This is a genomic window from Segatella intestinalis, assembly GCF_029348455.1.
In the GTDB taxonomy this organism is placed as follows: Bacteria; Bacteroidota; Bacteroidia; order Bacteroidales; family Bacteroidaceae; genus Prevotella.
The window spans coordinates 74,525-95,260 of sequence record NZ_JARJVV010000007.1 but is presented as its reverse complement, the minus strand read 5'-3'; the positions used below and the strand labels follow the sequence as shown (position 1 = coordinate 95,260).

The 20,736-nt window shown below is 45.7% G+C and carries 22 protein-coding genes and 1 pseudogene; 18 read left to right on the top strand and 5 right to left on the bottom strand.

The annotated features are described in order from the left end of the window. Positions 1–104: 104 nt before the first annotated feature. A complete protein-coding gene (locus P3T48_RS06315; protein WP_276506047.1) occupies positions 105–734 on the bottom strand; it encodes a M23 family metallopeptidase in 630 nt (209 codons plus the stop codon). Between the two features lie 217 nt (positions 735–951). Here P3T48_RS06315 and P3T48_RS06310 point away from each other — a divergent pair, with 217 nt between their 5' ends. The 15 genes and pseudogenes from P3T48_RS06310 to P3T48_RS06240 form a co-directional block, all read left to right on the top strand. Next, positions 952–1,710 carry a DUF4099 domain-containing protein gene (locus P3T48_RS06310; RefSeq protein ID WP_276506046.1) on the top strand — a complete coding sequence of 253 codons (759 nt, stop codon included), beginning with the start codon at positions 952–954 and terminating at the stop codon, positions 1,708–1,710. 26 nt (positions 1,711–1,736) lie between these two features. Beyond that, on the top strand, positions 1,737–1,961 hold the full coding sequence (locus P3T48_RS06305) for a hypothetical protein (RefSeq protein WP_106813471.1): 225 nt from the start codon (positions 1,737–1,739) through the stop codon (positions 1,959–1,961). 12 nt (positions 1,962–1,973) lie between these two features. Beyond that, entirely contained in the window at positions 1,974–3,515 is a 1,542-nt protein-coding gene (locus P3T48_RS06300; protein ID WP_276506045.1) for a hypothetical protein, read from the top strand. A gap of 12 nt (positions 3,516–3,527) precedes the next feature. Next, entirely contained in the window at positions 3,528–4,685 is a 1,158-nt protein-coding gene (locus P3T48_RS06295) for a toprim domain-containing protein (RefSeq protein ID WP_276506044.1), read from the top strand. Between the two features lie 30 nt (positions 4,686–4,715). Continuing rightward, positions 4,716–5,204, top strand: coding sequence for a PH domain-containing protein (locus tag P3T48_RS06290; RefSeq protein ID WP_276506043.1), 489 nt, complete (start codon positions 4,716–4,718; stop codon positions 5,202–5,204). Next, a complete protein-coding gene (locus P3T48_RS06285; protein ID WP_276506042.1) occupies positions 5,185–5,883 on the top strand; it encodes a hypothetical protein in 699 nt (232 codons plus the stop codon). Before P3T48_RS06290 ends, P3T48_RS06285 begins: the two co-directional genes overlap by 20 nt. Before the next feature lie 20 nt (positions 5,884–5,903). Further along, positions 5,904–6,578: a hypothetical protein gene (locus tag P3T48_RS06280; protein ID WP_225492336.1), complete on the top strand. Its 675-nt coding sequence runs from the start codon at positions 5,904–5,906 to the stop codon at positions 6,576–6,578. Between the two features lie 18 nt (positions 6,579–6,596). Further along, positions 6,597–7,256: a hypothetical protein gene (locus tag P3T48_RS06275; protein ID WP_118416628.1), complete on the top strand. Its 660-nt coding sequence runs from the start codon at positions 6,597–6,599 to the stop codon at positions 7,254–7,256. Positions 7,257–7,276: 20 nt separating this feature from the next. Next, positions 7,277–8,104, top strand: coding sequence for a M23 family metallopeptidase (locus tag P3T48_RS06270; protein WP_225492334.1), 828 nt, complete (start codon positions 7,277–7,279; stop codon positions 8,102–8,104). Between the two features lie 11 nt (positions 8,105–8,115). After that, positions 8,116–8,415, top strand: a complete 300-nt coding sequence (locus P3T48_RS06265) for a hypothetical protein (RefSeq protein ID WP_276506103.1) — start codon at positions 8,116–8,118, stop codon at positions 8,413–8,415. Further along, entirely contained in the window at positions 8,415–10,250 is a 1,836-nt protein-coding gene (locus P3T48_RS06260) for a hypothetical protein (protein ID WP_276506041.1), read from the top strand. Before P3T48_RS06265 ends, P3T48_RS06260 begins: the two co-directional genes overlap by 1 nt. A 24-nt stretch (positions 10,251–10,274) precedes the next feature. Continuing rightward, on the top strand, positions 10,275–12,692 hold the full coding sequence (locus P3T48_RS06255; protein WP_276506040.1) for a MutS N-terminal domain-containing protein: 2,418 nt from the start codon (positions 10,275–10,277) through the stop codon (positions 12,690–12,692). A gap of 16 nt (positions 12,693–12,708) precedes the next feature. Next, positions 12,709–14,313 carry a glucosaminidase domain-containing protein gene (locus P3T48_RS06250; RefSeq protein WP_276506039.1) on the top strand — a complete coding sequence of 535 codons (1,605 nt, stop codon included), beginning with the start codon at positions 12,709–12,711 and terminating at the stop codon, positions 14,311–14,313. Between the two features lie 58 nt (positions 14,314–14,371). Beyond that, entirely contained in the window at positions 14,372–14,980 is a 609-nt protein-coding gene (locus P3T48_RS06245) for a hypothetical protein (protein WP_276506038.1), read from the top strand. A 5-nt stretch (positions 14,981–14,985) separates the two neighbouring features. Further along, positions 14,986–16,185, top strand: a pseudogene (locus P3T48_RS06240) (ArdC family protein); the annotation flags it as partial. A gap of 116 nt (positions 16,186–16,301) precedes the next feature. Here the strand turns inward: P3T48_RS06240 and P3T48_RS06235 are convergent. From P3T48_RS06235 to P3T48_RS06220, 4 genes are read right to left on the bottom strand one after another with little or no spacing between them, the layout of a single operon-like run. Continuing rightward, on the bottom strand, positions 16,302–16,583 hold the full coding sequence (locus P3T48_RS06235; RefSeq protein WP_032836839.1) for a hypothetical protein: 282 nt from the start codon (positions 16,581–16,583) through the stop codon (positions 16,302–16,304). Further along, the gene (locus P3T48_RS06230; protein ID WP_225492323.1) at positions 16,580–16,951 is read right to left on the bottom strand and encodes a hypothetical protein; all 372 of its coding nucleotides are present in this window, start codon (positions 16,949–16,951) and stop codon (positions 16,580–16,582) included. Before P3T48_RS06230 ends, P3T48_RS06235 begins: the two co-directional genes overlap by 4 nt. Positions 16,952–17,003: 52 nt before the next feature. Continuing rightward, positions 17,004–17,378 carry a DUF2958 domain-containing protein gene (locus P3T48_RS06225; protein ID WP_010537185.1) on the bottom strand — a complete coding sequence of 125 codons (375 nt, stop codon included), beginning with the start codon at positions 17,376–17,378 and terminating at the stop codon, positions 17,004–17,006. Between the two features lie 7 nt (positions 17,379–17,385). Next, positions 17,386–17,688 (bottom strand): sulfide:quinone reductase, encoded by a 303-nt coding sequence (locus P3T48_RS06220; RefSeq protein WP_276506037.1) that lies wholly within the window; start codon positions 17,686–17,688, stop codon positions 17,386–17,388. Between the two features lie 561 nt (positions 17,689–18,249). Here P3T48_RS06220 and P3T48_RS06215 point away from each other — a divergent pair. From P3T48_RS06215 to P3T48_RS06205, 3 genes are read left to right on the top strand one after another with little or no spacing between them, the layout of a single operon-like run. After that, on the top strand, positions 18,250–19,266 hold the full coding sequence (locus P3T48_RS06215; RefSeq protein ID WP_259337707.1) for a type IV toxin-antitoxin system AbiEi family antitoxin: 1,017 nt from the start codon (positions 18,250–18,252) through the stop codon (positions 19,264–19,266). Then, positions 19,244–20,095, top strand: a complete 852-nt coding sequence (locus P3T48_RS06210) for a nucleotidyl transferase AbiEii/AbiGii toxin family protein (protein ID WP_118313254.1) — start codon at positions 19,244–19,246, stop codon at positions 20,093–20,095. The genes P3T48_RS06215 and P3T48_RS06210 overlap by 23 nt, the downstream gene beginning before the upstream one ends. Beyond that, positions 20,095–20,733: a PP2C family protein-serine/threonine phosphatase gene (locus P3T48_RS06205; RefSeq protein ID WP_276506036.1), complete on the top strand. Its 639-nt coding sequence runs from the start codon at positions 20,095–20,097 to the stop codon at positions 20,731–20,733. The genes P3T48_RS06210 and P3T48_RS06205 overlap by 1 nt, the downstream gene beginning before the upstream one ends. Positions 20,734–20,736 lie beyond the last annotated feature (3 nt).

The following is a 20,736-nucleotide window of genomic DNA, read 5'->3' as shown; positions in this document are numbered from 1 at the left end:
CATACGTTCTTGTTTGTTACGGATGCAAAAATACAAATAAATCTCCATATAGCCATAAAAATTGAGATTATTTCACAAAAATCACAATAATATGTATAAGAAAACTACTTTTGATGACTTTTGATGTAACAAAAAAGAATTTTGGGATCGAAAATAATTCCTTTATGTTTGGTCACAATATGCAGATGCTCGCCAGTTGCACGTCCTGTGGAGCCTGATCTACCAATGATGGTGCCGGCAAAAACAGGAGTTCCTGGGGCGAGATGAACTTTAGATAAATGACAATAGCTGATGGTGAAGTCGGCATGACGAAGGATGATGTAATTGCCAGAGCGAGCATCGTAGCCAACCTTCTCCACTTTACCATCCATCATTGAATACACATACTCGTTATGCGCTTGAAGGTCTATACCATGGTGCATAGACTTTCTTCCATTGATAGGGTCACGACGATAGCCGTAAGGGCTGGTGACCTTGATTGATTTCAGTGGATAAGTGATGCTTGGATAGCTGCTTATCCGCTGTTTTTGTTTGCTATCCATTGAGTCTGTTTCCTGTTGAAGTAGATTGGCTTGTATAGAATCTACAGGTTGATTGGCAGGAAGCAGAAACTTCTCCTCAACTTTCTTGACTTTGTAACGGCATACATTATCGCTGACGGTATTGAACTGTGCTTTTGCACTTGATACCGCCAGACAACTTATTACCCATAATGCCACTATTTTCCTTTTCATGGTGCAAAGTTAGGGAAAGATATCAAGAGTGATTGTCGATGCTGTAAAAGTATAACATAAAATAAGATTAAAGTATGATTGAGAGTATGAAATGATGATATAATCATAATAAAACGGAAAAGATTGAGCAGAAGAACGTAGGCTTTCTTGTATTCATTACTCTTGGGCTATCTTTGCATGGCTATATGCAAAGTATCATTCAAAATATAATCAGAATATGAAAAGAAACTCATTTGAAGAAAGCGAAGTGCCGTATCAGACACTTGCAAAGTTCGGTCTTACCCATGAGATGATAGAAGACCTTCAGATGCATGCCTTGGATGACATCAGCAATGGTCGTCCATCGCCAGTGTTGCCTGTGAGCATGGAAGTAAACGAGGGCTACAGTATCAAGAGCAGAACCCGATTTGCCTTGGTAAGAATGGCAGACGGAAATGTGGATGTGATGTTCTATCCTGTATTGAAGTACGCCCCATTGGACAAATTCACCAAGGAGCAGCAGGAACTGTTGAAGCAGGGCAAGGCTGTGGTGGCAGATGTGGATATGCCAGATGGCACACATGTCAAGGCATTTGTACAGATTGACGGAGAGACCAACCAAGTGATGGCTGTGCCGACACCTGTGATTGGTAGAAACTTGCAGGTGCTATCTGACGAACTCAGTCTTGGAGGAACGGAGCTAAAGAGCATCCAAAATGGCGAGGCACTGACATTTGCCGTAGAAGACGAGCCTGTGACTGTAGGCATCGACCTGAAGAGCGATACTGGCATCCGCTTCGCCAACGGCGATGGTGAGCAGTGGCGCAAGGAAGGCAAGCGAGAGTGGGACAAATACACTTTCGGCATCTATGGCTGTTGGGTAATGGATGTTGACGGTAATCTCGACTATGTTCCAGAGGAGGAATATACCGAAGAACTGTGGAATGAGCAGAAAAAGGCTGCTGGAAGACATGCTTCTGCCGTTGCAAGAAAGTAAAGTGAAACATCAAATTTAGGGAAGAAATGAGAAAAGGACCTTATTATACAGAAGACATTCTCGTGGAGAAGATGCAGAGCGGCGAATACGGTTGGCTTGACTATGTGAACCATTTCAGTGAGGGATGGCAGAACGAGTATCAAGAATACTGCAAGGAACACGCCCTGTGCATCGGCAACGAGAGTGCAGAACAGTTTGTGAAGTACAAGGACGAGCTGTTGGAGCAAGGAATGGAAACAGAGAACGCTTAATAAAATCATGCTATGGCGATAAGAAAGAACTTGAATCCAAGACAGATGGACTTGCAGCCAGAGATGCGTGACATCCTGATGCGCAATGGTATGCAAGCCCATATCATAGCCAATGGCGATGGTTATCAACTGGCAGTGCAGGGACATGACTCCCCACTGCTGACCTACAACCTCACCGAGAAACAGATGTTGGCATTGACCGATTGGGGAACCAACTCTGCCAACAAGAAGGCGTACAATGTCTTTACCAGCATCATCGGCAAAGACTTCTATATGCCGAGAAACCTTGTCCATGCAAGAAATGCCAATGGAAGAGTGGCTATGGGACTGCATGGATATAGGATTGGTACTGGAGAATACGGACGGTTAGGATGGAGTCCAGAGTTTTTAGGTTGGACACCGAGAATGCAGGACGGCTATCATCTACGCAGAGTCGGAGGACAGATGTTCTATGCAGGAGCACCAATGGTAGCGGAAAGACCAGACAGAAGGCTGAAACCTGGTGAGTTAACCTCTGGAGGTTATGGCTTTTACTATAAAGGACAGCAACAAGTAGCATCACAAGCAGATGTATTGCAAAACCTGCAAGCCGTGATGACACCTGTAGAAACACGTCCAAGAAGTCAAGAGCCAGCCAAACCCTACAAGGAACTGATAAGCTCACCTGTATATTTCTCCAACGATCAATGGCAGGAATGCCTGTCTTCACACGGTATCATCATCGATGAGAAGGCAAAGACACTCACCATCCAATCAGAAAGCACCAAAAGTGATATGGTGTATGACTTGACCGACGAAGAATTGAAAGCATTGACCAACAATTCAGTCAAGCAAGTATCTGTAGCCAAACGACTGGAGATACTGAACAATGTCATCAAGGATGATTTCGCAGACAAGATAACAATGGACATGCTCAACAGTAAGGAGCGCATCCAAATCAGTTTGCGCCCAGAGGTGCAGCAGGAGTTGGATGGCAAGATGCGGTTGCAATCTACCGTTGAGCCATTGCAAGTGCAGCAAGAACCTATGAATAATAAAGTAGGTATTGTGGATGGGCAGGACTTGGACGAGAACAAGGGATGGTTCCGTGAAGGCAAGCATGGCAGAGAAGTAACTGTTGGTAAGATACGAGTGGAGCCAGCGGAGCAAGAAGGCAAGCACCGCATGACAGCCATCATCAACGGTGAGCGAGTAAGCCACGAGATAACGCAGAAGCAGTATGACAAGTTCATGGCAGTGGATGACTACCATCGCATGAAACTCTTTTCCAAGATATTCGGTGAGGTAGATATGAAAGACCGTACCAGTTTGGGAACCAAGATAGGAGCAGCTTTGTTGGCAGGACTGGGTGTTGCAGCCGAAGTCGGCAGTGAACTTCACCGACCACATTGTAGTCCAGTGGTGATAGTTGACCACCATCATGGTGCAGCCCCTGCACCACCTCGTCCCTACTTCAAACCAGGAGTAGATACACCGATGGATGTGGCGGCGAGAAACTTTGAGGCTGCCATGAACCAAGAGGTATTGCATCCGCACATGGGGAAAGGACTATAACGGAATACGCTTATGGCAAACAACGAACTGACATATAATGATTTCTTACAGCGTCTGAACATACAAGAGTTGTTGGTGGACGCAGGCTATCAGTTGAACAAACGAGATGGCTTGCGCTATCCGTCGTATGTAAAGGTGGATAGTCATGGACAGCGAGTGAGAGGCGACAAGTTTATTGTCACAGGCAACGGCAAGTGCTGTTTTCAGCCACCAGAGCAGAAGAACTACAACGTGATAGGTTTCATCAAGGAGCATCCTACGCTGTTTGACGACTATAAGCCAGGGATGTCATTGGACAGACTGGTGAATGTTGTATGCAACAGACTGTTGAACAATCCCATTGACGTGCGTGAAAGCAGAGTGGCAGAACCCAAGCGAGATGCCAAGCCCTTCAACCTGTCAGACTATGACATCTTGCGTTTCAACCCAAGGGAAAAGGACACCCAACGAAAACACTATCCTTATTTCAAGGAAAGAGGCATCAACATGGGAACCCAGTTCGCCTTTCACAAGCATTTCTTCTTGGCGACCAAGCGTCGAAATGACGGATTGAGCTTTGCCAATCTCGCCTTTCCACTATCCTTGCCGTCCAAGCCGGACAGCATCGTTGGATTGGAAGAGCGAGGTAGACCGAGACGAGAGGACGGCAAGGCATACAAGGGCAAGGCGGAAGGAAGCAACAGCAGTGAAGGATTGTGGATAGCCAACCTGACAGGTAAGCCATTGAAAGAAGCCACAAATATTCTATGGTTCGAGAGTGCCTACGATGCTATGGCAGAGTACCAAATCAATCCAGTGAAGAACGTGTATGTCTCGACCGGAGGCACACCGACAAAGGGGCAAATAAAGGGAATGCTGGAAGAGACCCGACAAGCGAACCATTATTTGGGCTTTGACAAAGACGAGGCAGGACGTGGCTTTGTGAAGAACTTCAAAGCAATCGCCAAGGAAATGGGATTTGCAGACTTCACGGTGCAAGCCTTTCATCCTTTGGGACAATATAAAGACTGGAACGATGCCTTGCTTGGCAAACGAGACCAACGGTTGATAGACCAAGGAGAGATAGACTTCGACTATTTCGAGTTCGCCAAGGCGCAAGAGGCTGAGAGGCAACAAGAGCAAGCCAAACAGAAGGAAAAAGAGGAACAGACATCGGGCTTCCGCAGATAAAGCACGGTGTCATTATCAAAAAGGAGAACTATGCAGCAGACATATCGGTATAGAAACATCATCATCAAGCCCCATTGGATGCAGTTCGTCATCAACGAGCTGCACTTGCTTATGCTTATAAGTGTAGGTTTTGTATATGCAGGTATTGATGATGCCGTCCTCTCCACTTTGGTGTTTGTCCTCTCGCTCTTGCTTTCCCTATGTTTGGCATATCGAATGGTCTATCTATGCAGGATGCGGTACATCATCAGTAACGAACAATTAGTGTTTGAGCATGGCGTGTTTCATCGTGAAGTAGATTATCAGGAACTGTATCGTGTGGTGGATTTCAACGAAAGTCAAACTTTCATGCAGCAACTATTCCGATTGAAAACCGTGAGCATATATTCTGGAGACAGAACGACACCAAGGCTTGACATTATTGGAGTACCGATGAAGGAAGAACTGGTGACAACCATCAGAGAACGAGTAGAAACCAACAAATGCAGGAGGAGCATCTATGAAATTACAAATAGGTAAGATATGGTTAATAGCAATTATCGGCATAGCAACGGCATTGGAAGTCAAGGCACAATTGGTGTCATCCAATCCCTTGGAATGGATGGCACTGGCAGAAGGCAATGAACTTATCAACAGTGAGATTGAAAAGCAAATCAACGGACAGACCAAGACGGCGTTGTTGCAGAACACGATGGCTGCTGAGTTTAATCAAATACACAAATGGGAGAAAAAGTACAACAGCTACTTGAAATCAGTGAACGGCTATGCCTCTTCGCTGAAAGCCTGTACCCATCTGTATGATGATGGCGTGAAGATTTTCATCACGCTCGCCAAGTTGAAGACAGCCATTAAGAACAATCCGCAAGGCATCGTGGCAAGTATGAGCATGAACAACCTGTATATCGAGACGGCAACGGAACTGGTATCGGTTTTCAATCTGTTGAATGATGCCGTGGCAAAAGGAGGAACGGAGAATATGTTGACAGGAGCAGACCGTTCGAAGACTTTGTGGGCATTGAATGATAAGATGTCAGCATTTCAGAAGAAGCTCAACAAACTGTATCTAAGCATCCGCTACTATACAATGAGTGATGTGTGGAACAATGTCACGGCAGGGATGATAGACAGAAGTAATGGTGAGATTGCTACGCAAGCATTGGGACGGTGGCGGAGAGCTGCCAAAGTCAGTACACCATAATTATATAAAAGCATTCGAGTATGAGAACATGGATATTTTGCTTTGGCATCATGTTGCTTTCTGTCTGCAAGATGCAAGCCCAGAACGACCCTGTGTTGGCAGGAATGATATACGCATATACAGACAAGGCTGAAAAAGAGTTGAAGAACCAGGAGAAGGTGATGCTGATGCAGACCACTGGTCATATATGGTTGAAAGAGGAAGTGGAAGGAACCACCAATCTGCAACGAGAGTTCAACAACTACTTGGACTCGTTCCGCTCCATCGTGGTGTATGCTGCACAGGTATATGGCTTCTATCACGAGATAGACCGACTGGTGGATAACTTGGGAGGATTCACCAAACAACTGGATAAACATCCGAGCAATGCCCTTGCTGTGGCACTGTCAGCCAAGCGCAACAAGATCTATCGGGAGTTGATTATGGGCAGCGTGGAGATAGTAAATGACATCAGGCTTGTATGCTTGTCGGGCAACAAGATGACCGAGAAAGAACGAGTGGAAATCGTTTTCGGCATCCGCCCCAAGCTGAAGGTAATGAACAAAAAGCTGCAACGGCTGACCAAGGCGGTGAAGTACACCTCGATGGCGGACATCTGGGCAGAGATAGAGGAAGGTAGCCACGACAAGGCTGACAAGAAAGCCATCGTGAAGGACTGTATGAACAGGTGGAAGCGAAACGGAAAGATCAAATAACAATAAAAAGATACGACTATGAGTATATGGGCAAAGATAGCAAAGTATGGCGGCAGTGCCTTGAAAGGTGCAGGTAGTGTCGCCAAGCAAGGACTGAAATCTGCAAGCAATACGGCTGTGCATCCCACCCAAGCACTAAAAGGCGCAGGAAGTGCGATGAAAACAGCCGCTGTGGGCAGCGCAGCAGGATATGTGGCATGGCAGAACCTTGTCAACGACAAGAGCATGGTGGAGATAGCCAGTGATGTGGTGGTAGGAAAAGACACCACGGAGAAAATATCCGAAGCTGTGGAAGACGTGAAAGGACTGAAGAACAAGGCTGGAGAAGCTGTGGATGCTGTGAATGGTGCCATGGGCGACATCAACAGCAAGTGGAGCGGAATGAGCAACTTCTTCCGTGGCATCTTCGGAGGCAACGGACTGGAGATGTTCGGCAACTTCTTCAAGAACTTAGGGAAAGGAAATGTGTCGGGACTGAGCCTTGCAGGACTGGTAACAGCAGCGTTCCTCACTTTCGGACGTTTCGGATGGCTTGGCAAGATAGCAGGAGCCATGCTCGGCATGATGCTCATCGGCAACAATTCCAACATCAAGAACATCGTCAGTGGTGATGGCGGTCAAGGAAGAAATGTGAACGAAGCAGAAACGACCGCACGCAGTGGCGGCATGAAACGATAAAAACATAAAACGACAACAACATGAGATATACAGAAGAGATGATGCTGCAATCAAAAAGCGGCTTTTGCATGCCCTTTGAGGAGCGAGGCAAGGACGTGGAACTGACACTTGGATATGGAAAACAGAAGCATCCTGTAACTGGAGAGCCATTCTTCCACCACGGACTGGACTTTGAGGCAAACCACTATCTGCTGTCAGCCTTGGCAAGCGGAACGGTATCGGGCATTGGCAATGATGCGACACACGGCATCTACCAAGTGATACGCTACGGCAAATATGAAGTGACCTACGCCCACCTTGCCAACGTGTTCGTGAACTTCGGACAAACCGTGAAGGCAGGAAACATCGTGGCATTGAGCGGTGACAGACTGCATTTCGAGGTGAAGTTTGACGGCAAGGAAATCAATCCGATTGATTTTCTGACCATGCTATATGGCAATGTGAAGGCAATGGAACAGACCGGTAAGACAGGTTTTCCTGAGTTTGAGACCTACGACATGAATATAGCCACACAGTATGACAAAGACCAGAAAGAGATAGAAGAATTGATGCTGCGCTTCATGCCATCGTATATGGAAGACCTGTATAAAGGTATGTATGTGACACCGCAACATGCAGAGCAGTCGCTAAGGAACATCTTTACCTTGTCCGCGGCGAAACACTATTTCTATGAAGCTATGCCATCCATCAGCAATCCGTTAGGCATCGGGCAGAGAGCCATGCCCTTGGCTTGCAAGGTGCAGAACCTGCTGATTGCGGACTTTTTGAACTATCTGGCATTGCGGCATGGCATCTATCTGTCCACATTGAGCGAAGTTCTAAAAAAAAACTCCATGACGAAGCCATAAGGACGAGTGGCATCATCGACCCGCTTGCTGAACTGGACATCGATGTGCAGAGCTTTGATATTCCAAGGTTGGTGAGCGTCTATCCCGACCGTGCAGGAGTGAGATGGTGGACAAAGGCGTGGTTCAATAACCGAGAGGAAGGAGAATGCTCCGTGGAGATAGAACTGCAGCAAGCCATCCTCTTCATCCATGACAGAATAGAGAAGGACTCTTGGCTGGAGGAATACTTCCCCAAACAGATGGAAGTGTATCGCCAAGCCATCGAGCAGACAAGAGAACAGATATTAGGTCAACTAAACGTAACGCTATAATGAGTACTATCAAGAACCCGACACGCTTTGCAGAACTGGAGTATTGCCTTCAAGGATATTTTGACGGCAAGCTGGCACCTGTGATGAAACAGGTGCGAGATGACTTGACTCACAAGCAACTGGAGGAAAGAGGCAGGTACCAGAGCAGTTTGGCAGGAGTGCTTGCTTCTGCCAATCCGTATGCCGACAACACCGAGTTTGTTCTAAAGCAAACAGGCAAATGGAACAGCAAAACCACGGAGGACTATCTGGCGATGTGCAACCAGAAAATATGGAAGGACAAAAACATCGTGAAGGATTTGGCTCTTCTTGCTGGCGAGTGGCGCAATGCCGTGGTGAAGGAAATTGGACGAAGCAAATACGACGCTTTGTCGAAAGCCTGTGGCGAGGATTTGGCATACGCATACGTTGCACAAAGGATGGAAGACCTGATGATTGGGAAACTCGTCAAGGACAATACACCCAAATCAACGATGGAGTACATCTTGCGAAAGGCAGCACAAAACAGCATCTGGGGACTGCAAGAAGAACTGATGAAGTCACCATTGACGGCTGAGATAGAAGCTCGTGGCGAGAAAGCCTATAAGCCAAGCAAGACGGAGAAGTTTGCTGGAAGGGCTACCGCCTCGGTAGTGGATGCCGTGACTATGGGCGGTATCGGTAGTTGGAAGTCATTGGCAACTTTGGTGGGGAGCGACATGGCATTGGGCTATATCCTCGATTCCAAGAAGGGAAACGGAGAACAGCGGAAAGAGCAAGCCATGGAATTGAGCATCAGCAAGGGCGTATTCGGACAGAACGGCAATGCCTTCACTGGTTTTCGCTCACAAGCCAAGAAAGTGAATGCCACCGACAATGGCTATGTCAAGACGCTCAACAGCAAACTCCATAACAAGATACATATCCCACAAAAAGCATTTACACCCATGGCATGGACAGATAACAGTATTAAGTTTCCTTTCCAAAAAGAGCAAGAGAAACGGAACGATCCGAAATACAAGAATGTACCGCTGATAGTGGCACCCGGCAAGGAAGATGCCTATCTGGAAGAGAAAGCCAAGCACGACGCAGCCAAGGTTGCAGAGGCAGAGCGCATCATCCAGGAAAAGAAAGATGCAGAGGCGCAACAAACAGAAACTGATGAACAACAGCAAGCGCAATCAGAAGAAGAACAGCAAGAACAACCTGAAAATGATAACAGCAACGGTTGGGAAGGACTGTTGAAGAACTTCGGACTGGACGGTTTCAGCGACATCGGCAATAACCTCGGCTATGTGATAGCTATGTTGCCCGACATTCTTGTTGGACTGTTCACTGGCAAGACGCAATCATTAGGCTTGAAGGACAATATGATGCCGATAGCCGCCATCCTTGCAGGAATGTTCGTGAAGAATCCGCTATTGAAGATGACACTCATCGGTATGGGCGGTGCCAATCTGCTGAACAAGGCAGGACATGAAGCATTGGCAAACAAACAGGAAGGCAATGATGGAAATGCTGTATCATACGGTAATACAACAGCACAAGCAGTGCAATATAAGTCCTATCCAGACGAACCGTTGAATCCCCGAATAGCCAACCCTGTGCTGCAAGGCAATTGCTTGGTGGCAACCATCGACCGAGTGCCATACACCATCCAACTGCCAGAGCATGTGGTTGGAGCATATCAAGCAGGAGCCTTACCACTCAACACCCTTGCCAATGCCGTGCTTGCCAAGAGTGACCAGATGAGACAGATGGCAGAACGCAACTATGGCGAGCAAGAAGTGAGAAATGTGAGAAACGAGGCGATGGAAAACGCAGAGCAGCGAGAAGTCATCCAACGTTCAAGATAAGATAAAACGTAAAACAATCATACAATGAAAGAGAAAAGTCCACAAGAGAAGAATGCGGCAGAGCGTCAAGTGTCACTGATTACCGAAGCCCTGTCGAAAGCAGCCGACAACAAGGGTGTTTGGCTGAACGAGCAAGGAAAACAATATCCACGGTTTTACCCAAAGGGAGCGGCAGTGAGTCCGTTCAATGCCCTCGTGATGGGATTGAACTCCGACAAGAACGGATTTTCCACAAATCTTTACACGTTATTTAGTGAAGCCAAGAAGCGAGACGAGTCTGTGATGGCGCATGAGAGAGGTGTGCCGTTCAACTGGTATGCGTGGAACAAGTATGTGAACCGACATAATCCGGAAGACATCATCAGCAGAAAGGACTACCAGGAATTGTCGGCAACCGATCAGACACAGTACAAGGGCATACATAATCGGGAAATACGAGTGCTGTTTAACATCGACCAGACCATGCTGCCACTAAAAGACAAGGAGAAATATGAAGAGGTGGTGAAGGAAAATGTCGGTGCGAATGAAGACAAGGCATTGCGTAGCCAAGTGAATGACTTCATCCAGAAGATGAAGGAAAACCTGATGGCGGTGCGCAAAGACGGAAGCGGAGTGGCACACTATGACACAGAAAAAGATGCTGTGTATATGCCAAAGCAAGAAAACTTTGAGCATTATAGCGATTATGTGCAGGAAATGCTGCGCCAAGTGGTGAGTGCTACAGGACATCAACAGCGACTGGCAAGGGAAGGCATGGTGATGAAAAACGGCATTGCGCCATCGGAGGATGCCGTGAAGCAAGAGAAACTGGTGGTGGAACTGGCTTCGGGTGTCAAGATGATAGAGATGGGAATGACGGCAAAGATTTCCAAGGAGAATATGGGACTGGTGGACTACTGGAACCGCGAATTGAAGGAAAATTCATGTCTGATAGATGCCATAGAGAGTGATGTGAACAATGCCTTGGACGTTATTCGCAAGGCAGAGCGTGGCGAGAAAATAGAATATTCATCCTTGAAGAACGAGCAGCAGACCACCGAGATGCAAGCGCAGATGCCCAAGCATTACTTTGTAGCTGATGAGATAGCCAAGCATCCTGACAGCGAACAGAAATTTGTGGTGATAGTAAGGGACAAAGAAAACAAGAGTGCCGATGTGGTATTGCCGGCAGGAGCATCATTGGAAGTGAACAATGAGGTGTCGGGCATGAGCAAGCAGCGCATCGAACATGCCTTGCAGAAGGAAGATTTTCAGTCTGTCAAGTTCTATAATCCCGATGGTGCTTTGGGCTACCATCCTGATGACAGCTATTTTGCAGGAAAGGACATCACTGTGGCAAGATTGAAGAACTGGCAACTGGAAGACATATCCAAGATAGACGTGAGTGATGCCGTGAGCCAGAGCAAGCAGGTGGGCTTCGACCGCATACAGATGGTGCAGGATGACAACAAGCGTTGGGCGATGTATATCAAGCCCGAAGGACAGAAGGCTTTTTCCATCTATCCCGACAAGGCGGATTTGAACCGCTTCTTCACCACACTGAAACAGGCGCAGGACACGATGGACAGTCTGAGAGTGGAACTGGCACAGAAATACTATGCGATGGCAGAGACAAAGCCTGACCTGAAGGTGGACTTGTTTGGCAGCGGTCAGCACAACGAGGTGGACATGAACCGCATACAGAAAGTGAACGTGTTCAAGGCAAAGAACGATGTCATTCTGTGTGCAGTCACCATTGATGGCGCAGACAAGTTGCAGCCTCGTGTGGTATCGCCAAGCCAATGGCAACGAATGTGGATTGCCGAAGACAAGAACGAGTACAAAAAGCATCTTGCTGCTACCCTGTTTGCTGACATCCTGCAGAAAGGACAGACGCAGGAGCAGACTGCATCAGAAAAGCAAGTTGAGGAAACCGAGGTGAAGCAAGAAACGCAAGTCTCCACCGATAAGAATGAGGAAGAACATCGAGAGTATCACGAGGAAGAGAATAAGCAAGCATCTTCTGAGGAAAAGACAGATATTAGGGAAGAGAAGGATGCGACTGTTCAAAGAGATAATAACGCTACTGTGGAAAAGAAGGAAGAAACAAAGGGTAAGCAGAAGGAAGAGACCAAGGACTCTCCCATCATGAAGCAATGGAAGGAGTTGAAAGCCAAGCATCCAGATGCTTTGCTGCTGTTTCGTGTAGGTGATTTTTATGAGATGTATGAACAGGATGCCAAGCGAGGAGCGGAAGTGTTGGGGATTACATTGACAAAGAGAAACACCCAAGCTGGTATCTACATGGCTGGCTTTCCACATCATGCCTTGGACACCTATCTGCCCAAACTTATCCGAGCAGGAGAACGAGTGGCTATCTGTGACCAGTTGGAGGCACCCAAGCAGAAGCAAGAGGAGCAAAATACTGAGGAACAGCAGCGTTCTGGCGGTATGAAACGATAATAATGAGGATAAAGACATGAGCAAGAATCAGCAATATGCAGAAAGATATGCTGTCGAGGCGATGGAACAAATGAAGCGATATGGCATCCCTGCTTCCGTCACCTTGGCGCAAGGCATCTTAGAAAGTCGTAATGGACAGAGTGAACTGTCGCAGTTGGGCAACAACCACTTTGGCGTGAAGGCTTCGAAAAGTTGGTTGAAGAACGGTGGCGATTATCTTGTCTATACCGATGACAAGCCTAATGAGAAGTTCTGCAAGTATGCCACGGTGGGTGACTCATACGAGCACCATTCCAAGATATTGAAGAACAGCAACCGCTACAGCCAATGCTTCAAACTCTCTCCCGATGATTACAAGGGATGGACAAACGGCATTGAGCGAGGCGGTTATGCCACCAGTGGAGGATATGCAGCCAGTTTGCAAAAGATTATCGAGATCAATGGATTACAGAAGTATGACCAACAGGTGATGCGAGAGATGAGGGCTGAGGGCAAGAAGTTCGGCGTAGAACAGAATGCAAGGACTTCAGCAACGGTATCGTCTTCGGTATCGACATCCAATAATGACGAAAAGAAGCAAACAGCATCTCAAACAACCAACGACAAATACTCATTCCCTGTGAAAAGGGACGAGTTCTTGTTTGTCACTTCTCCATTCGGTATGCGTCAAGACCCTATGGACAAAAGCAAACAGCAGATGCACAAGGGCATTGACATCAGAGCCAAGCATGATGATGTGTTGGCAACCGAGAATGGTGGCAAGGTGGTAGCTGTGAACCACAATGCCAATACTGGCGGTGGCAAGTCTGTGACAGTGGAATACGCAAGATCGGACGGAAGCAAGGTGCAGACCACATATATGCACTTGGACAGTATTGCCGTGAAGGTGGGTGACGAGGTGAAAGCTGGGCAAAAGTTAGGTGTGTCGGGAAATACCGGCACACGCACTACTGGCGAACACTTGCATTTCGGAGTGAAAAACATATCGGCAGACGGCAAGACAAGGGACGTGGATCCTGCATCATACTTGGCGGAGATAGCGCAGAAAGGTAATCTGAAGCAACAAGCATTGTATAACGGCAATGACCTGTTGGCAAAATACAAGGGAAATAGTTCGGTAGTGGACACGAGTCTGTCACCTGACGATTGGATGAAGAAACTGCTTTCATCCGAGGACGCAAGCACAGGATTGTCAAGTACAGACCCGATAATGGGATTGGTGACTACCATGTATAGCAGTCTGCTTGCCCTCGCTGTGCAAATAGACAGTAAAAGCGAGGAAGAGCAAAAAGCGCAAATCTCAGAAGCTGTAAGCAAAAGGCAGGTGGACTTGAAACCGTTGATACCGACTATGAATGAATGTGTGCTGAGCGTTGGCGACAATGGAAAGGCTGTGTTGCAAGCGGACAATGGCACTACCAAAGTGACGAGAGAGCTGACCAATGCGGAGTTCTGTAGATTGTCGCAAGTGTTGGGTGATACCAACCTGAGCAATGATGCCAAGAAAATGCGCATCGCTGGAATGGTGAATACTATCGTGCTGACGCAACAGGCATCGCAAAACTATGAGCAAGTCCTGGAACAGCAAGAAGGTCAAAGTCAGACAATGCAAAGAAAGTAAGATACTTGGAAGTTCCACATCTTGGTCGATTGAAAACGAATAAAAAAGTATTTGAGCTATGATTAAATGTAACGTAAGTGTGTGCGGAACCGTTAGCAAGGCTGCTGTGGTTCGCAATGGAAAGGACGGAATGCCGTTTACTACATATTCCGTAGATGTGGTGGTGCCAGCCAAGAAAGGTATCAACAAGACGGTGATGGTAAGCTGCATCATGGATGGAGATTGTGCCGAAGCTATCGTTGTGGGCAATCGCATCGATGTGAAAGGTGTATTGACCTTCAAGAAGAGAGATGACAACCTGTATTTCAACTTGAAAGTATCGGAAGTGAACCTTTCGCCTGTATCGGAAAGCAAGGATGGCATCGTGGGCGACATGGAGTTCAAGGGCAAGGTCGGTAAAGACATTGATATGAAGAAAGGCAAAAATGGTAAGGCTTTCCTGATGTTTTCTGCTTTCAGTGCAGAGAAGATTGGAGAAGAATTTGCCTTTACATGGGTGCGCTTTGTCCGGTTCTCGGAAAAAAAGGAAGAATGGCTGCAGTCGAAAGCCACCATCGAGGCAAAGGGCGAGTTGGAAATCTCGGTGTATAACGACAGACTCAACTTAGGCTGCAAGGTGGCGGAGTTGAACCAGTGGGAGAAGAAAACGTATCATCCTAACAATTAGCAAGTATGGCATATTACAATAAGAGTCCACAGAATAATGGCGATGGAAAAAATGCTGAGGACAGAGCCTTGGACACCTTCGCAAACATGATGATAGAGAAGATCGAGTCGTTGGGAAGCAAGGACGGATGGCAAAAGCCTTGGTTTACGGAAGGTACATTGAGCTGGCCGAAGAACCTGTCTGGCAGGGAGTATAACGGCATGAATGCCTTGTTGCTCACCATGCTCTGCGAGAAGAAAGGCTACGAGTTGCCAGTGTTCTGCACCTTTAACCGTGCAGTGGGTTTGAACTATCAGACCGACAAGCAAGGTAACAAGAAGCAGATGGTGGATGCTAATGGTGAGCCGTTGCCCAAGGTCTGCATCAACAAGGGAGAGAAGAGTTTTCCGGTGATGCTGACAAGTTTCACCATTGTACACAAGGAGACAAAAGAAAAGATACCCTATGACGACTACAAGCGAATGAGTGCTGAGGAGCAGAAGGAGTATAATGTCTATCCGAAGTTGAATGTGTACCAAGTCTTCAATGTGGCACAGACCAATTTGAAGGAGGCAAGACCCGAACTGTATGCCAAGTTAGAAGCCGAGAACAAGCCAGAGAAAGCATTGGTGCAGGAAGGTGACATGTACTCGTTTCCTGCAGTAGATAAGATGTTCAAGGAACAGAAGTGGATTTGCCCCATCAACATCGAACACCAGGACAATGCGTTCTACTCCATTTCTCGCAACCAGATAACCATTCCTGAGAAGGCACAGTTTAAAGACGGTGAGTCGTGGTATGGAACAGCGTTTCATGAGATGGTTCACTCGACAGGAGCGGAAAATCAGTTGAACCGTTTGCATCCTCAATCGGGCTTTGGCTCAGATGAATATGCAAGGGAGGAACTTGTTGCAGAGTTGGGCAGTGCGTTGGTGTGCCAGAAGTATGGCATGACCAAGAATCTGAAGGAAGATAGTGCCGCCTATCTGAAATCGTGGCTCGGCAGTCTGAAGGAGACGCCAAGTTTCATCAAGACCACCTTGATGGATGTGAAAAAGGCAACGTCCATTCTCACGCAGAGAATAGACGAAGTGTCTTTGGAAATGAAGGAGCAACAGAGTGAGGATGTTGCAGCTTCAGTATCGGAAGAAAACAAGGATGCGAAGGACATGAAGCAATCTGCATCATCAAATGATAATGAGCAGACTGAGGTAGAAGAGGAAAAAGTCGCACGGTCTGCGTTCCGTCGGTAACGAGTCAATCTGTGGCAAACATGCAAAAATCCAAGATGCGCACATATATAATAATGTGTAGGCATCTTGGATTTTTCGTTTGGGGAGTTTTATTCTTCCTCCTCATCATCTTCTTCGGGTGATAGCCATTTCTGCCAATCTTTCTCATCGATGGTGAGGTCGTCCATTTCCCAATCATATGCGAGTTCGGGCATTGGGTCACGAGAGTAAGGGAAATGGATGGTATAGCCGATTTGTCCATAGGAGACATGGAGCGGAGTGACGCAAAGGTCTCTGCCGAAATAGCTTCGGGTGGTAAGGTATTTGCGCCAGTCGAAACGCTCATTGAGAATGTTTCGACATAGACGGTAAAGATATTGTTCTATTGTCATACGGTTTGAAGTTCCAACTGTGAATAATATTGTCTGAATGCCTCATAAAGGTCAGCCATCATGACTTCGGCTTCCTCCATGTCTTTGACTATATCGGCAATGTGGTAAGGTGCGCCATTTTTGCCGTGACCGTCTGAGCCAATCCAAATGTACGCTTCCTCGTCAACATCAAAGTTCTCGTAATACTCATGGATATTGTCGATGAAGGCTTCCATATCACCGCCTTCAAGTTCCACGCTGAAATTGAAATCTTGACCATAGGAAGTATATTTGGCGAAGTTTACATCTGTCTTGCCGTTTTGTGGCTCGGAGAAATCAACGCTCCATCCTAATATCTCGGCTATCTCCGTTATCTTTTGCTGTATCATATCGTTTGATTTTTAGCAGCCATAGGCAAGAAGCCTACGGCTGATGTTTGGTTTAAACTTCTTCCCTGTCATACATGTCAGACAGAAACGACTGCAATCTCTCGTCGGGAATGTTTCCGATTGGGCAAGGCTTGAAGCTCTTGTCCTGCAATATCGGTATCTTAGGAAGGTTATGTCCGACATCCACGCTGATACTTTCCATTTCCTTGATGGAAGCATAGCCATATTCTGTATCGGCAAGACCGACAACGATAGAGAACAGCGTGAAGTCATTGCCTTCCGGCTGACCTTCCAATACATACCAACGGACTTTGCCGATGAAGAAGACGCATTGGCAAATGGCATCCTTCTTCTTGCCGTCCTGTGAATAAAGCGGATATTGCTTGAACTGCTCCGCCAACTGTGGTGTAATCAATCTGCTTGTCATAACTGCATTATTTATTGGGTGAATACTCTGATGAAGATGGATTGTAGAGCTGCTGCTCACGCAAGGCTTCAATGGCTGCATGTGCCAAAGTGCAAGCCCATTCATTGCGAAGGTCATAATAGCCCTTCTGATAGTTTATTGCCAACTGCTCCATGAAAGCCATCATCACCTTGAACTTCTCGTTTACAAGAAAGCGGTGGTCATTGGCAAACTCTGCACCCACCTTGGATGCGGAACACATCTTGCCGTTCACGAAGCGTGAAAACTCATTGGCAAACTCCTTGTCTCTTTCGTTAATCATATCGTTCATATCTGTTCGGATTAAATTGTGAAACTTCTTTTTCTTCCCTATTCTCGAAGCCTTTACGACTTCATCGAGGGAATTGATTTTACGTGCAATCAAGAGTTCGGACATGGAGGCAGACAAGACAAGGAATTGGAAGATTATTTCATTGGAATACCCCAATCTTTGATTGGTGGAAGGCTGCTGATGAAATAACCTGCTAATAGCAAGGCGGTACTTGACAGTCTGGTGGGCTGAACTAAATTTGCTAAGGAAAAACAAGGGAGGATGAAGGGTATGGGAATATTCTAGTGACGAAAAGTGGTATGATTACCACTTTTTGATAATAGAGAGATCTGTTAGAACCGGCATATACAGTTCGAGCATTCCCGTTTTTTGTCATTTGTGTCACTTTTCGGGAATTGTATTTCTGAAGATATCCCTGTTCAATCTTCGCACTATGTTAAATAGTATTGAACAAGATGAAATATTGAACAAAAAGTTCGTTCGTTTAAGTTTTGTTCATTATCTTTGCAATGTTCAATCAAATTGAACACAACTGATATATTGAACAAACAACATAAAATGATGGCAAACAATATCATAATAAACCAAGCATTGGATGCTCTTAGAGCAAGCCTTCCTGTGGGGGATGTTGTGTCAACAACAGCCGTCAAAGTAAATTGTACCAATGAAAATGATGTCACTGTTAAAATAATGAATGTAGATTTTGTGTGTCATGTAAGGGAAAACATAACCAAGGCCACATTAAATCCGACATTAGCGACTATGCAAACGATGAACAATGACAAGCAGCAAATCTTGCTTGTTACGCAATACGTCACGCCGCAGGTATCAACAGAATTGGCAAACAGAGGTATCAACTATCTGGACTGTGCAGGAAACTGCCTTGTCAGATATACAAAGGCAGGAAACTTGATTTTCCAAATATTTAATCAAGGAAGGAAAAATACAGAGTCCAAGGTGAAAACCTATCCCGTGTTTCAAGATGCAGGATTGAAGGTCGTGTTTTATCTGTTGCAAGATGCAGACAATATAAAGAAGCCTTATCGAGAGATAAAAGAGCAAATTGGTGTATCTTTGGGAAGCGTGAAAAACGTTTTGGATGAACTTACAAGACGTGGTTTTGTTTGTGACACTAAAAACGGGCGCATAATAAAAGACAAAAAACAACTGCTTGACTTATGGGTTAGCAATTACAATGAAGTATTGAAACCCAAATTGCTGGTAGGCGCAATGGCATTTCGAACAGAAGCGAATAGAAATGAGTGGAAAAACATAGCATTGCCAAAGGGCATGTCATGGGGAGGAGAACCTGCCGCAAACTTGACGGATGGCTACTTACAACCAGGAATTTTCGACATATACACGGAAATACCTGCAGCACATCTTATACGAACAGGTGTCGTCAAGCAAGATGCAAATGGGGAAATTCATCTGTACAACAAATTTTGGAATTGGGAAACAGACAACAGAACTGTTCCTGCTATATTAATCTATGCAGACTTGATGGGTAGTGGCAATAGTCGCTGCTTTGAGGCTGCGCAACGCATATTAAAGAATGAGCTTAAAGATTTCGAGTGAAAAGATAAACAATCCATTTCTTGTGGATTTGTTGGAGAAACTTACAGATAGCTTCCGTAGAATGGATCACGACTTCTTTATCATAGGAGCCACCGCTAGAGATATAGTCATGCAGCAGATGCTGAACACGTCATCACGTAGAAAGACAAGAGACTTGGATCTAGCTATAGCTGTTCCAAACTGGCAGGAATTTGACAAAATCAAAAATAGTTTGATTGCGGATGGTTTCGAGAAGGACAAGTCAAAACACCAACGCTTCTATTATGGTGACTATGAGATAGATGTTGTTCCATACGGATATGTCGCCAAGGAAGATGACAACATCTATTGGCCACCCGAAGAAACAATTGCCATGTCCGTAAAAGGGTTTGACGAAGTGCTTTCTGATGCTATAACGGTTAGTATTGATGACAGATTCACTGTAAAGATAGCTTCTTTGCATGGATTATTCTTGCTGAAGTTCAATGCTTGGATGGACAGACATCTAACCACAAACAAGGATGCAGAGGATATGTCGTTCATATTGGACAACTACCTTATGGCAAACTTGGATCGAGAAGCGTATATGGAAGTGTATGATTGGGAAGATTTTGACGAATATGTGGCTGGTGGCTATTGGCTGGCAAACGATTTGGCAAAGTTATTGAACCGAGACCAACTTGTATATTATGCAGACAAAATTGACGAGGAATTGCAGTTGGAGGAGAGAAGCTATTTGATAAGCCAAACTCTCAATTCACAATCGGGTTTGAATTATGACCAAGTAAGGAGAACATGGCAAGTCATTTCAGAAGTGTTTCGCTCTGCTACAGAAGAAAGGGATTTATAATGATAGATATAAATTATTGTAGTCAAAAAGGCTTATGTGATACAAACCAGGATTTTATTTTGTGCAAACAATTACAAGATGGGAGTTGCATCGCTATCCTTGCCGATGGTATGGGTGGCTTACAATATGGTGAGATCGCAGCTGCCACTGTTGCACAAAGTATTTATAAAATATTGGCAGAACATAATTCTGTGGATATAAGAGAGCTGTTAGCAAAGGTTTTTGAACAAGCAGACATTGCAGTTGCAGATAAATGCAAGGCTCTTTGTTGCAAAATGGGAGCAGCAGTTACCGTCTTATACATAAAAGATGATACTGCCAATTACGCATGGCAAGGAAATGTCCGTTTATATTACAAAAAAGAAAAAGGTATACATCAACTTACTGAAGACCACCTGAAGGAAGGTGATAATTGTACCTTTCTGACTCGTTGCGTGAATGGAAGAGGTTTCCGCAACCCTATATCCATTCAAGAAACAAAAATATCAGACATGGACTTGTTGTTTTTATGTACAGATGGATTTTATCAATCCAAGGATTGCATAGATTCTGTTATAGTAGAAAACAAATTGCCAAGTCGTATAGAATACTTGGAAGATGATGCATCCTGCATTCTCATACAGTTGCATAACCCTTGATAA